Source organism: Streptomyces sp. NPDC002309 (assembly GCF_053593375.1).
The window spans coordinates 40,260-53,310 of record NZ_JBSFCI010000023.1; the positions used below are offsets into that span (position 1 = coordinate 40,260).

The 13,051-nt window shown below is 69.2% G+C and carries 11 protein-coding genes; 3 read left to right on the top strand and 8 right to left on the bottom strand.

Features of this window, described 5'->3' with window-relative positions:
* Window positions 1-154 precede the first annotated feature (154 nt).
* Both ACWCPM_RS20245 and ACWCPM_RS20250 read left to right on the top strand, forming a co-directional pair.
* Window positions 155-1,012: a helix-turn-helix domain-containing protein gene (locus ACWCPM_RS20245; protein ID WP_450977586.1), complete on the top strand. Its 858-nt coding sequence runs from the start codon at window positions 155-157 to the stop codon at window positions 1,010-1,012.
* Window positions 1,013-1,203: 191 nt separating this feature from the next.
* Window positions 1,204-1,395, top strand: coding sequence for a DUF397 domain-containing protein (locus tag ACWCPM_RS20250; protein WP_141311170.1), 192 nt, complete (start codon window positions 1,204-1,206; stop codon window positions 1,393-1,395).
* A gap of 121 nt (window positions 1,396-1,516) precedes the next feature.
* Here the strand turns inward: ACWCPM_RS20250 and ACWCPM_RS20255 are convergent, their stop codons facing one another.
* From ACWCPM_RS20255 to ACWCPM_RS20265, 3 genes are all read right to left on the bottom strand, one after another.
* Complete coding sequence (locus ACWCPM_RS20255) at window positions 1,517-2,431, bottom strand: MerR family transcriptional regulator (protein WP_450977587.1); 915 nt, start codon at window positions 2,429-2,431, stop codon at window positions 1,517-1,519.
* Window positions 2,432-2,483: 52 nt separating this feature from the next.
* Complete coding sequence (locus ACWCPM_RS20260) at window positions 2,484-2,993, bottom strand: glutathione peroxidase (protein ID WP_450977588.1); 510 nt, start codon at window positions 2,991-2,993, stop codon at window positions 2,484-2,486.
* Window positions 2,994-3,229: 236 nt separating this feature from the next.
* Window positions 3,230-3,817 (bottom strand): fasciclin domain-containing protein, encoded by a 588-nt coding sequence (locus tag ACWCPM_RS20265; RefSeq protein WP_450977589.1) that lies wholly within the window; start codon window positions 3,815-3,817, stop codon window positions 3,230-3,232.
* A 352-nt stretch (window positions 3,818-4,169) separates the two neighbouring features.
* Here ACWCPM_RS20265 and ACWCPM_RS20270 point away from each other — a divergent pair, with 352 nt between their 5' ends.
* A complete protein-coding gene (locus ACWCPM_RS20270; RefSeq protein WP_450977590.1) occupies window positions 4,170-5,504 on the top strand; it encodes a phosphatase PAP2 family protein in 1,335 nt (444 codons plus the stop codon).
* 55 nt (window positions 5,505-5,559) lie between these two features.
* Here the strand turns inward: ACWCPM_RS20270 and ACWCPM_RS20275 are convergent, their stop codons facing one another.
* The 5 genes from ACWCPM_RS20275 to ACWCPM_RS20295 form a co-directional block, all read right to left on the bottom strand.
* Entirely contained in the window at window positions 5,560-7,587 is a 2,028-nt protein-coding gene (locus ACWCPM_RS20275; RefSeq protein WP_450977591.1) for an acyltransferase family protein, read from the bottom strand.
* Window positions 7,588-7,637: 50 nt separating this feature from the next.
* On the bottom strand, window positions 7,638-8,735 hold the full coding sequence (locus ACWCPM_RS20280; protein ID WP_450977592.1) for a sugar phosphate nucleotidyltransferase: 1,098 nt from the start codon (window positions 8,733-8,735) through the stop codon (window positions 7,638-7,640).
* A 15-nt stretch (window positions 8,736-8,750) separates the two neighbouring features.
* Window positions 8,751-9,941 carry a glycoside hydrolase family 113 gene (locus tag ACWCPM_RS20285; protein WP_450977593.1) on the bottom strand — a complete coding sequence of 397 codons (1,191 nt, stop codon included), beginning with the start codon at window positions 9,939-9,941 and terminating at the stop codon, window positions 8,751-8,753.
* A gap of 56 nt (window positions 9,942-9,997) precedes the next feature.
* Entirely contained in the window at window positions 9,998-11,449 is a 1,452-nt protein-coding gene (locus tag ACWCPM_RS20290) for a glycosyltransferase family 2 protein (RefSeq protein WP_450977594.1), read from the bottom strand.
* Between the two features lie 251 nt (window positions 11,450-11,700).
* On the bottom strand, window positions 11,701-13,050 hold the full coding sequence (locus tag ACWCPM_RS20295; protein WP_450977595.1) for a glycoside hydrolase family 26 protein: 1,350 nt from the start codon (window positions 13,048-13,050) through the stop codon (window positions 11,701-11,703).
* Window position 13,051 lies beyond the last annotated feature (1 nt).

A 13,051-nucleotide genomic window follows, 5' to 3' on the forward strand; every position in this document is an offset into this window, starting at 1 on the left:
GCTTCGCGCAACCCTCGTACGAAGTGGCGTCCCACCGCGTTCCCGCCGCATATCCGCTGTTTCCCAGCGGTAAGCGGGACCGTGGTGGCAGTCTGCTCAACAGCAGATACGCATAGTTGCAAGTTCGAGGCACGCAGCCGGAGGTGCACGTCCCGTGGCGTCCAATGTCAATCCCACCGTCAGGCGGCGCCGGCTGGGCCAGGAGCTGCGCCGGCTCCGTGAGCTCAAGGGCATGACGGCCGAGGAGGTCGCCGAGCGGCTGCTGGTGTCCCAGTCGAAGATCAGCCGCCTGGAGAACGGCCGGCGCAGCATCAGCCAGCGTGACGTCCGCGATCTGTGCGGTGTCTACGAGGTGGAGGACCACCGGATCGTCGACTCGCTGATGCAGATGGCCAAGGACTCGCGCCAGCAGGGCTGGTGGCACTCCTTCGGAGACATCCCCTACAGCGTCTACATCGGCCTGGAGACGGACGCGGCGAGCCTTCGGGTGTACGACCCGCAGGTCGTGCCCGGCCTGCTGCAGACCCGTCAGTACGCCGAGGCGCTCATCCAGGGCGCCCTGCCGGAGGCGACCCCGGCCGACATCGACAAGCGCGTGCAGGTGCGTCTGCGCCGGCAGGAGCGCATCGCCGCCGCGGAGACCCCGCTGCGGCTGTGGGCGGTGCTCGACGAGGCGGCCGTGCGCCGCGAGGTGGGCAACAAGCAGGTGATGATCGACCAGTTGGAGCACCTGCTGGAGATGTCCCAGCTGCCGCACGTCACCGTGCAGTTGATCCCGTTCCAGATGGGCGCGCACCCCGGTGTGAGCGGTCAGTACGCGATCCTCGAGTTCCCGGACGCCGCGGACTCCAGTGTGGTCTACATCGAGGGTGTGACCAGTGACCTCTACCTGGAGAAGCCGCTCGACGTGCAGAAGTACAGCGTGATGTACGAGCACTTGAGGGCGCAGGCGCTCAACGTCGACCAGAGCCGGGAATTCCTCTCGGACGCGGCGAAGAGCTACGCCCGCTGAGCCGTCTGTGACGCGTGGCGCGGAAAGATACACCGTCGCCCGGCTTTTGCGGAAGACCTCACTGGAATATGCCAGCCGGTCGAGTGAATGGCCGCTCCGTGCGGCGATGTTGGCGAGTAGCGTCGATCACGCCATCGAGCACAGACGTTGGCGCAATCACAGCAACTCAGCAACTGCTTACCGGAGCGAAAATGGCAATCAAGCAGGGCGCGACGGACACGTGGGTCAAGTCCTCGTACTCCCAGGGCAACGGCGCGTGCGTCGAGATCAAGTCCCCTGTCCTGTCCGCAATCTCCGTCCGGGACTCCAAGGTGACCGAGGGCCCCGTCCTCGCCTTCCCCGCGACCGCGTGGAGCGTCTTCGTGGCCTCGGTCAAGGCGTAAGGGGGAGGACCTCCCTGACACCTTCCGACGACAACTGCACAGCAGGACCACAAGAGCCCTCTCGACCAGTTCGCCGTCCTAGCCGAGAGGGCTCGGTCCTGCCCCGACACCGCCTCCCGCGCTACTCCTCCTGCGCCTCCTGTGCCTCCTGCGCCGCCTTCGTGACGGGGAACGCCACGTCACACACCGGGTCCTCGGCGCCGGCCGAGTCCCAGTCCGCGAAGTAGACCTCCCGGCAGGGCCCGTCGTACGAGAGCCCCTTCTCCCTCGTCCACTCCTCCACCGCCTCGAACGCGGCCAGGATCTGCGGATGCGCCACCTGCGCCTTCGTGATCCGGGTGTACGCCAGCCGCCGCGCCGGCTCCACCCGCACCGTGGCCCGATGGGCCCGCCCGGCACGCTCGGCCCACGCCCGTGCCGCCGCCTCGTCGGCGACCGGCACACACGCCTCCACCGGCCCGTCGCTCTCCGTCGAGACCTCGGAGTGATAGATGACGAACGGCGCCGCGACCACGCCGCCGCACTCGCGGGCCGCCTCCTCCAACCGCCCCAGCGACGCCCCGATCCAGGCCGGCAGCTCGTGCGCCAGCGTGTGCCGGGACTCGGTGATCACCACATGTGCCGGCACCTCGGCCGTCTCGACAACGAACTTCCCGTACATCTCGGAACTCCTCCCTGACAACCGTCCACGGAGGTACGCGGCGAGCGTCCGCTGTTCCGCCACCCGCGCCTCGACGTCGGCCCAGTACGCGGCGAGCCGGTCGGCGGCCCGCGTGCCCTCCGCCTCGACCACCTCGGCGATCCGCGCCAGCGGCATGTCCAGCCGGCGCAGCAGCGCCACCAGCCGGGCGCGTTCCACCTGGCCGGCGCGGTAGTAGCGGTAGCCGCTGGCCTCGTCCACGTACGCCGGGGCCAGCAGCCCCAGACGGTCGTAGAGCCGCAGGGCCTTGGCCGACAGCCGGGCCCGCGCCGCGAACGCGCCGATGGTGAGCAGTTCCTCGTCCTGGGAGTCGGTCACCACGTCATCCTCCGTCACCGGGCGCCTGCCGCCCGGTGACAGGAGACTGAGGTCTGCCCCAGGGGGAGGGTCAACCGGCCAGCTGGGCCTCTACGGCCGCCACCAGCTCGGCCGCCTCCGGCTCGGTCTGCGGCGAGAACCGGGCGACGATCGTGCCGTCCCGCCCGATCAGGAACTTCTCGAAGTTCCAGCGGATGTCGCCGCTGTGGCCCTCGGCGTCGGCGAAGCCGGTCAGCCGCTCGTACAGCGCGTGCCGGCCCTCCCCGTTCACCTCGACCTTCTCGGTCATCGGGAAGGTCACCCCGTAGGTCGCCGAGCAGAACTCGGCGATCTCCTCGGAACTGCCGGGCTCCTGTCCCAGGAACTGGTTGCACGGCACGCCCAGCACGGTGAACCCGCGGTCCGCGTACCGCTCGTGCAGCCGCTCCAGCCCGGCGTACTGCGGGGTCAGCCCGCACTTGGAGGCCACGTTCACGACGAGCACGGCCTGCCCGGAGTACTGCCCCAGATCGGCGGAGCCGCCCTGGAGCGCATCGATGTCGACGTCGAGAATGGATACGTGTGCGTCATTGGTCGTCATGGAGCGGATGCTACGTCCTGCCCGGCGGTCCTCATGAGCACGTCCCCGGCGCCCCTGATGAGGACGTTCTCGTCCGCCGTCCGCCGTCCGCCGTCCGCGAGTGAGGCACGTGGCACCCGGCACCCGGCAAGGCGGCGCTCCACCGGCCCGCGTCCAGCGGGATGCATGCGCGTCGGATGCACGCGCATCCCGGCGCGCGCCCGTCCGGGCACGCGCCGAGATGCGGGAGTCAGGCGTCAGGACGGCGGCTGGAGTACCGCGTCGATGACGTAGATGGTGGCGTTCGCGGCCTTGATGTTCCCGCAGACGATGTTCGCCTTGCCGTCGACCTTGAACTCGGTGCCCGAGCCCGAGGTGGTGAGATCGCTGCCTTCCACCGTCTTGAAGGAGCCGTCCGAGAGTTCGCTCGGGGTGATCTCCTGGTCCACGACGTGGTAGGTCAGCGTCTTCTTCAGCTCCCCCTGGTTGGCGAGGAGCGAGGCGAGCTGTGACGCGGTCACGTTCTGGAAGGCCTGGTCGTTGGGCGCGAAGACGGTGATGTCCGGCATACCGTCGAGAGTGCCGTTCAGGCCCGCCCGGACCGCGGCCGCGACCAGCTGGCTCAGTTCCGGATACGCGGACGCGGCCTCCACGACCTTGTCCCTGGCCGTGTCGGCCTTCTGGGAGAGCCCCGAACAGCCGGGGCCGAAGGTCCCGGAGGGGCTGGGAGACGCCTCCCTCGCCTGTCCGGGCGAGGCCGGACCGAGCGCGAGAGGGACGGCGAGCAGAGCCGCCGCGGCGATCTTCGCCGGGAGCGGGCGGGTGAAGGTGCGGGTGAACCTCATCGCAACATTCCTCCCATGGAGGCGTGGACAGTGCAGAGGTCTGGAACCACTCGGTGAGCGTAACCAGCGGGTGCCGGTGACCGCATCTCGAAGCGTGCGGCCCCGGGCGCGACGGGCCGCCCTCGGAACCCGCGCCGTGGTTCTCACGTCTTCCCACGTCGGGCGGGCCGCCCTCCGTGAGGGAGTGGACAACCCCGACCTTAAGGTGGCGACCGGAACCACTCTGACGTGCACGTGATATCTAGAAAATCGGCCCAAAAAATTGAGAAACGAACCATCGCGGGTTTCCTGGCGAATAGGCCGCGGAGTCCCGTTCTCCCCCTTGCGTCACCCACGGGCGGGACTCTGGGCCGTGGCGGCTGTCGTGGCCACCGGATTCCTCATCGCGCTGGAGATCGCGGCACGCCGCTACGGCTTGCCCGGGCCGATCACCAACCAGGTGCGAGAGGTCGTGTTCGCCCCGAAATCCGGCTTTCTGCTGTACGCCGGCATGGCACTGATGATGGTGGTGCTCACCTGGCGGCAACGATGCGTCGCGCTGGCCGCCGCGATCGGTGTCGACCTCGCCTTCGCCGTGGTCCGACGGGCCGTCGGCGCCGAGGTCACCGATGGCCATCCCTTCGGCAACGGCGCGTTGTGGGTGATCCTCGGCTGTGCCGTCGTCGCTCTCACCCGCCGTACCGGCCGGGAGCGCGTCCTGCTGCTGAAGGGCGCCGGGCTGGCCCTGCTGCTGGTGGCCGGCCGCAAGACCGGTGACATCTGGCTGCTCATCACCTCCAAGAGCCGCCCGGAGGTGCTCGACCAGTACGTCGCGGCCGCCGACCAGGCGCTCGGCAACCCGTCCTGGCTGGCGGGCCGCCTCCTGACGGCCACCGGCCCGATCGGTTTCAACTTCCTCGACGTCGTCTACGGCCAACTCGCGGTGGCGGCCGTCGTCGTCGCGCTGTACCAACTGCGCCACGTGGCGGTGGAACGCCGCTTCCCGAGCCACCACCTGGTGCGCACCTTCCTGGTGATCGGCCTCCTCGGGCCCGCGATCTACATGGTCTTCCCGGTGGTCGGACCGATCTTCGCCTACGGCACCGGCGCCGAGCACTGGGCATCGGTGAGCCTATGGGCGGACACCCCGTCCAGCGCGCGGTGGTCGGTGGGTGACCTGTGGCCGCAGACGCCGCCGCCGATCGACACCCCGCGGCCCATGCCGTTCGACGAGATCACCCCGCGGAACTGCATGCCCAGCCTGCACACGGCATGGGCCACCGCGATCTTCATCCACTCCCGGCGGGGCCCGAGGCTCCTCCGCTTCGCAGGAACGTTCTGGCTGATCGCCACGCTCGCCGCGACGCTGGGGTTCGGCTACCACTACGGCGTGGACCTCGTCGCCGGCGTGGTCTTCACGCTCACGATCGAGGCGGCGCTGCGCGCGCACGACCGCGGCTGGGACCGCCCGGCGATCCGGCTGGTCGCCCACGGCACGGCCGTCTTCGTCGCGCTGCTGCTCGCGTACCGCTTTGTCCCGCTGGAGATGGCGGGGCACCCGTGGCTGGCGGGACCCCTGCTCCTGCTCGCGATGGCCACGGTGATCCACGGCTACGCACGGACCTTCCCGTCACGGGAGGAACCCCGCACGGCACCACCCCGGCAACCGCGACGGCAGGCCCGAGGGGTCCGCGATTCGGTGGGCTGAACAGAGACGGGGGGCTCCACGGTGATCACCGCGAAGCCCCCCGTCCCTGTCCGGGTCAGCCGGCCAGGACCTTCTCGAGCGTCGGCTTGAGGAAGGGCTTCAAGGACTTCGAGTACGTCGACGTGATGTGACTGTCGTCGAAGTAGACGACCTGCTCGCCGATCACCGTCGGACAGACGTCAAGCGCGCAGAACGCGGACGTGGTGTCGATGATGTGGGCTTGGTGCTCCTCGGCCACTTCCCGCTCCATGGCGCGGAACTCGGTGTACTCGAGCGCTTCCCACTGCTTGCGGTTGCAGGAGGAGATGTCGTCCGTGTTCGTGGCGAGGCAGTCGGGTACGTTCCGGTCCGGCTGCGGTGTGTCCGTCATGTAGACGAGCTTGGCGCCGGTCTCCTCGAACACCTTGAACGCGGCTTCGGCGCCCTCTCGAGTCGCCTCTCGGCGCGCCCGGTTGGAGACGACGATGACGTCGGGCTCGATCTTCGCGAGTTCCGCGAAGGCCGATTCGCGCCAGCTGTCGCACTCGGCGTACTCGCGGCCGAGATCGGGATTGACTATGCGGTAGACCTGGGGCGAGCAACCCCCCTTCGCCATCGTCACGACCTTCGCGCCGAGCTCTTCGCCGAGTTCGTGGTAGGCGTCGTTCCACTGCCAGGCATGTGAGTCGCCCATGAGGACGATGGTCTTCTTGCCTTCCGCGTCACCGATGACACAGCCGTCGCGCATCGTGAACTCGGCGACCTCGGTGTTGTCGATGCATCCGCGTGTGGCGTAGTTCTCGGACGTTTTCGGCAGCGCGCTCTGCACGGTGGCGGAGAGCTGCGTCCGGTGGACCGCCTCCTCGACCGAGGCCTGTCCCGTGTACCCGACCGCGAGCGCGCTCGAACCGGACGAGGAGGTCACCAGGTTCAGCGGAACGATCGTGGCGAGAGCCATCGCCCCCGCCGTACCGGCTGTGGTGAACCCGCCGGTGAGAACGCCCTTCCAGGGGCGGGCCACCCACTGCACGTTGTTCTTGAACTTGCGCTCGACGGTGTAGTGCATGACGACCGCCAGCAGGAACGAGAGGACGGCGACCCGCAGACGGTCCTGGAGCGTGAAGTCCCGGTCGACGATGTACGGCCAGAGCACCAGGATCGGCCAGTGCCAGAGATACCAGCCGTAGCTGACGTTGCCGACGAAGTCGAAGACGGGGTTGTCGAGGAGCCGCTCCGCGCCGAACCGGGGGTTGGCGCAGCCACCCGCGATGACCAGGACGGCGCCGAGGACCGGGCCGGCCACCGCGTAGCCCGGCAGCGGGGTCTCGTCCGTGATGAGCATCGAGGTGACGAGCAGCGTGCCGAGGCCCAGCCAAGAGACGACCGCGGCGAGCCCGGAGTTCATCCGGGAGACGAGCGGCGCGGCGAGGGCGAGCAGCACGCCGCAGGTGATCTCCCAGATGCGGGTGTGGGTGCTGAAGTACGCGAGGGGCTGGTTCTCGGGGGTCTGCGACCAGCCCAGGTAGAACGATCCGCCGATCACGGCTGCGAGGAGCAGCCCCACCAGGACGCGGTTGCGGAAGATCTTGCGGCTGATCCAGACCAGCGCCACGAGGAGGATCGGGGCGGCCACGTAGAACTGCTCCTCGATGCCCAGCGACCAGAAGTGCTGGTACGGGGACTGGGAACCGTCGTTGGCGAAGTAGTCGGTGCCGGTCTCGACGAGGCGCCAGTTCATGAAGCTGAGGGCGGCGCTGAGGCCGTCCAGCATGAAGTCGTGGAACTTGAGCGGGCTGCCGTAGATCCACGAAAGGACCGCTGTGCCGAGGATCGTGATGGCCATGGGCGGCGCCAGTCGCCGGAAGCGGCGGGCCCAGAACTTGGTGAGGGACACCTTTCCGGTCTTGTCGATCTCGGCGAAGAGCTGGCCGCCGATGAGGAAGCCGCTCAGCACGAAGCTCACGTCCACGCCACCGTGGATGTCGAGAATGCCGCAGTGCATGCTGACCACCATCATGATGGCGATGGCGCGCAGACCCTGAATGTCAGGCCGGTACTTGCGAAGACGCTCCGTCTCCTCGGCCGTTGTGCGATGGCGGGACATGTTTCTCCAGTGACTGGCTCCGGGGCGAGCCGTGTGGCAGGTGGGCGACCTCAGTGCACCGTCGGGCAGGCGGCAGCCGTGCCGCTGACGCGTACTCCTCGGGCGGGGATGCGGATACCGCATGACAGGCGCAGTCGGGCGGGCAGCTCGTTGTCGGCGCCGACGTGCGTGTGGCAGCCGACCACCACCTCGCGAAGGAGCGATGCGCTGCCGATGAAGGAGTCGTGGTCCACGACGGAGTCGTGGATCCGCGCGTCCTCGTCGACCGTGACGCCCGCGGCGATGATGGAGCGGTCGACGACCGCGTCGCGGCCGATGACGGCGTGCGGGCCGATCGTCGAGCCGCCCGTGACGCGGGCGGTCGGGTCGACCGTGGCCGTCGGGTGGATCAGGGCCTCGGCGGGCTCCTCCACGAGAGGAGAGGTCGTCTTGCCGGTGACCAGGTCGGCGGAGCCGCCCACGAAGGCGAGTGGCGTACCGAGGTCCCGCCAGTAGTCGCTCGTGGCGTGGCCGAACACCCGGCCGCCCTCGGCGACGAGCCGCGGAAAGGTCTCCTGCTCGACGGAGACCTCACGGTCGGCGGGAATGGCGTCCAGCACGGACCGGCGGAAGACGTAGCAGCCGGCGTTGATCTGGTCGGTGACGCACTCCTCCGCGGTCTTGGGCTTCTCCAGGAAGGACAGCACCCTCCCGGTCTCGTCGGTGGGGACGAGGCCGAAGGCGCGCGGGTCGGGGACCCGGGTGAGATGCAGGGTCACGTCCGCCTCGTGCGCCGCGTGCTGCCGGACGATGGCGCGCAGGTCGAGGCCGGAGAGGATGTCGCCGTTGAGGACGAGTACCGGGGCTTCCGCCGGACCGCGCAGCAGTCGCGCGGCGTTGCGGATGGCTCCGCCCGTGCCGAGCGGCACCTCCTCGACGGCGTAGGAGATCTGGAGGTCCTGGGAGAAGTCCCTGAACTCCTGCTCGAAGAGGCCGGCGAGATACGAGGTGGCGAACACCACGTGCTCGACCCCGGCGTCCGTCAGCTTGGCTATCTGGTGCCGGATGAAGGAGGTGCCGGCGACTTGGAGAAGGGGCTTCGGGGTGTGGTTCGTCAGGGGGCGCAGGCGAGTCCCCTTGCCGCCCACCAAGATGATGGCTTCCTGCATGATCGCCTCGCTCGGTCAGTTGGCTGCGTCGGCCCCGGGGCCCGCGTAGTCGGAGGTGAAGCAGTCCTTGACGGCCTTCTCGGTGAGAGGGCGGCCGGCGAAGTCCAGGCGGGACGCGGTGTCGTCGTCCGGCGGCGTGTTCGGATCGTCGTCGAACCAGATGGACCACCAGTACACGCCCTGCATCTGGCGCTCCTGGACGACCTGGCACACGGCGGTGTACCAGTTGGCCTGCACCTGGGGGTTGACGGCGCGCTTGGTGTAGAAGTCGCCCGGTGCGTGGTAGGCGCGGTCCATGGCGCCGATACCGGCCTCGGCGAGGGTGATGTGGGGGAGCTTGCCGGGGGCCTTCTTGTCCAGCCACTCGTGCCAGCCCTCCACGAGGCGCTCGACGGGCGCGGTGTCCGGCACCTTGACGGGGAAGTAGGCGTCGACACCGAGGTGGCTGACCGGCATGTTGATGCGGCCCGCGACGTAGTTGTCCCAGTTCGCGTCGTAGGCGACCTCACCGGAGAAGGTCTCCTCGGCGGACTCGACCAGGCTGTTCCAGCCCGGGTCGCCCTCCATGGAGTTGAGCTCGGTGCCGATGACGAAGGTGGTGGCCTTCTCCTTCTCGGCGACTTCGAGGTACGGCGTCAGGAACTGCTCGTACGACGTGAACCAGGCCGAGCGCGAGGCGGGCTCGATGTTGCCGCGCCAGCCGTCCGGCGGGTTCAGGGACGCCTCGTCCATGATCGGGCGCAGGGTGGTGCGGAAACCGGCGTCCTTGAACACCTTCAGGACCCGCTGGAGGCGTTCCGGGGACGGCGTCTTGGCACCGTTCGCGACCTCGTTGGAGGTGCTGCCCTCCGTGAAGAAGGGGAAGGAGACGGACACCGAGTTCGCGCCCAGGCCGATGAGGTACTCGGCGTGCTTGCGGGCCTGGTTCTCGATGAATGTGGCGGAACGTTTCTTCTGCTCTTCCTCCCAGTAGAGCTGCACGCCCCACTGCGCCATGCCGGGTTTCCACGGCTTGGCGACCTCGAGGGCGGCGGACGAGAGAGGAGCGGAGGACGGTGTGGACGTCGCTCCGGTGGCGCCGTCGGCAGGGGTGCCGGAGTCGGCGTCGCCCTTGACGATTCTGGGCAGGGCCGAGCCCGACTCCCAGCGCACCGGGTGGTCGCCGAGCACGAAGGGGGCGCCCAGCACGATGGTGAGGACGGACACCGGGAAAATGGCAAGCAGAGGCAGTCGTGAGCGCATGTCAGTTGTCTTCCGGGCGGTCAGGCGGGCTTGGCGATCACGACGAACTTGTTCTCCTCGCGCCGGACGAACTTCAGGAAGCCCTTGAAGCCGCCGAGTCCCTCGAGGATGGAGAAGACGGGGATGAGCGCGACCACCACGATCGGCTCCCACCACTTGCGCCGGCCGCTGACCGAGGCGAGGGCGTTCAGCCGCAGCCCCTCCCAGTAGGTCCAGATGACGTAGGCGAAGTTGAGGGCCCACAGGATGACCACGGACTGGGTCACGGGTGAGGTGTTCATGTCGTTGACGAGCCAGCCCAGCAGCAGCACGGCACCGATGTGCTGGAGCGGGCCGAGGATCCAGGTGGCCACGCAGACCGAGAGGAACCAGCGGTAGCGCAGGGGCACGGCCCGGTTGAAGCAGAGTGCCACCAGTCCCCAGGCCCACCGTTCGCGCTGCTTGATGAAGTCCTCCGAGCTGGCGGGGGAGGCGCCGTAGCAGCGGCCGTTGAACCAGTCGCTGCGGCCCGGATACTTGCGGCAGAAGGTCAGGGCGAGCCGGGCGTCCTCGACGATCTCCTTGGGGCCGAAGTCCCAGCCGATGGTGGCCTCGATGGACGCGCGCAGCACCAGGAGCTCGCCGTGCACACCGGCGGCCGGGGTGCCCATGCCGGTCAGGGCCCGGAAGCGGGCGATGTCGTCGGCCGGGCGCACCGCGTCGGCGAGCCAGGTGAAGCGGTTGACCGCGTTCTCGCGGGGGTAGGTCAGGATGCCCTGGGCCATGTGCTTGGCCTCGTCGGGGTGGGCCCGGCGCTGGCGGTTGATGAACTGGGCGAGCGAGGTGGCGGTGTCGGGGCCGACTCCGGTGTCGTCGTCCATGTGCAGCACCCACACATAGTCGAGGGCCTCGCCCTCCTCGATGCGCAGCTCGTGGGCGTAGTGGTTGGCGCGGGCCTTGAAACGGGTCCCGTTGGCCGGGACGTAGTCCTTGGGCACGGTGACCACCCGGATCAGCGGGTGGGAGTCGGCGAGCCGGTCGATGGCCTCCGTCGCCTCGCAGCCCTCCTCGGTGAGGATGTCGACGCGCATGTACGGGAACCATTCCGGCAGGTGCTCGACGTAGGAGAGGATCGAGCGCTCCAGGGCCGGATAGGTGTCGTGCCGTCCGATGGTCGGGCAGAGGACGATCAGGAAGTCCTCCTCGGCGGGCGCGGGAGGCGTCATCCGCTCGTTCTTGCGGACCCGGCGGCGGATCAGCAGCGCGCCCTGGATGCCGACCATCACACCGATCACCGGCAGCGACCAGACGACGGTGAGCGCCCAGCCCAGAGGTGTGGAGCTGGGCCGGTAGGACCAGAGCCCGAGGGCGACCAGCAGGACGAAGGGCAGCAGGAACGGAAGGATGCCGGGCTTCCACGTCGCGGTCCGCTGGGCCAGCTTCTGATGGTGCCGCGAAGGCGGCGTACCCCCGTCGACCAATGTCGATGCCATGACGACTGCGTAACTCCCATAGATCGAGGACGCGTTGGGGGAGCAGCAGACATTGTTCCCGGCGCGGCCAAGCGCGCCACGGCACGTTTGCTCTGGGTCGGAATGCCCCCAACGCCTTCCCTGGCGTTTCTCGGCCGCCCGCCTTTCGGAACCCCCCCAGGCTCTCGAGCTGCTGGCCGAACAGGAACACGATACTCGCATGTATGCGCGATACATGGAACTACGGTGAGGGAGATGTGTTTAAAACTTAATCAAGTGAGTTCTTGTGCCGTGACGACGTGCGGGGAGTGGTAAGTCAGCTTCACATCCTCCAGGGTGTTCTTCTCCCGGGGAGCGGAGACGTTGTCGTACGACAGCGCCTGGCCCCACACCGTCCACAGCACCCAGGGCGTCCGCGCCAGGGTCCGGGGCTGGGCCGCGTTGAGCGGTACGTGGAAGGACTCGGCGACGATCCGGGGCCTGTCGTACTTCTCCAGGCCGCGGTACCACACCTCGGTCCAGGCTCCGCCGCCGAACGGCTCGGCCGGGGTGCCGCTGTAGTCGTCCACGCCGACGACGTCCACATGGCGCGGGCCCGGGTAGTAGGCGTCGGGCTTCAGCCCGTAGGACCCGTCCCAGGAGTTGGGGGCCCACACGAAGATCAGATTGTGCAGGCCGCGGCGGTGCACGAGATAGTCGTACGTCAACCGCCACAGCCTCCGGAACGCCGCCGGGTCCTGCCCCGCCCACCAAAACCCACGGCCGGGTCCCGTGTTCATCTCGTGGTACGGCCGCAGCAGCACCGGCACCCCGCGGTCGGCGAGATAGCCCAGGTGGTCCGCGAGGAAGCGGAGGTCGAGCAGCAGGGCCGCGTGCTCGGAACTGCCCGGGGTGACCACCCTCGCGAACCAGCCCGGGTCCCCGGCGGCGGGGGAGTTGCGCCGCAGGGTCTGCGCGTAGCCCTTGACGGGACTGCCCGGATACGGCTGGTGGAACGAGAAGCCGACCAGGCCCGCCGGCGCGCCCCCGTTGTGCGGAAGGGCCGCCTCGGCTCCGGACACGCACTCCCGGTGGGTGCCGGAGGGACGGTAGGAGCCGTCGTCCGCCCGCGGCAGGCCCGCCCACACGCCGACGGCGAGGTCCACGGCGTCGTCGACGTACCCCCAGTGCGGGCGGCAGCTCGGCCACGCGCCGGAGTAGGAGCGGGCCTGGCCCACCGCCCAGCCCGGTCGGCCGTAGCCCGGGCCGATGTCCAGCTCGACGAAACCCGGCAGGCGCCCGGTGATGTCCCGGGCCTTGCGGTAGTAGTAGCCCGGCGACTTGGTGCCCCGGTAGTCGCCGTACTGCGGGTTGTACCGCTCGTTGTGCAGTTCCACGTGCTGGCCGATCACCGTCCGGCTCGGCCGGCCGCGCCGCGCGCGGTTCTCCAGGCCCGCGAGCATCGCGTACACCTGACGGGCGGCGTCGGTCGCCCCCGGATCCCGCGCCCGCAGCTCCGTCGGCACCTGCCTGGGCCGACGTGCGCCCTGCTCGTCCCGCTCCTCCGGCCAGGTCCGTATCCCCAGCGCCGCCAGCAGCGCCGCGCCCCCCGCCGCTCCGGCCAGCCCGACCCGCCCTCGCATC

Bases quoted from the DNA above. Each gene is read 5' to 3' on its own strand.
- ACWCPM_RS20275 (WP_450977591.1), bottom strand. From the start codon at position 7,587: ATGTCCCGCCATCGCACAACGGCCGAGGAGACGGAGCGTCTTCGCAAG.
- ACWCPM_RS20260 (WP_450977588.1), bottom strand. From the start codon at position 2,993: ATGACGACCAATGACGCACACGTATCCATTCTCGACGTCGACATCGAT.
- ACWCPM_RS20280 (WP_450977592.1), bottom strand. From the start codon at position 8,735: ATGCAGGAAGCCATCATCTTGGTGGGCGGCAAGGGGACTCGCCTGCGC.
- ACWCPM_RS20250 (WP_141311170.1), top strand. From the start codon at position 1,204: ATGGCAATCAAGCAGGGCGCGACGGACACGTGGGTCAAGTCCTCGTAC.
- ACWCPM_RS20290 (WP_450977594.1), bottom strand. From the start codon at position 11,449: ATGGCATCGACATTGGTCGACGGGGGTACGCCGCCTTCGCGGCACCAT.
- ACWCPM_RS20295 (WP_450977595.1), bottom strand. From the start codon at position 13,050: ATGCGAGGGCGGGTCGGGCTGGCCGGAGCGGCGGGGGGCGCGGCGCTG.
- ACWCPM_RS20265 (WP_450977589.1), bottom strand. From the start codon at position 3,817: ATGAGGTTCACCCGCACCTTCACCCGCCCGCTCCCGGCGAAGATCGCC.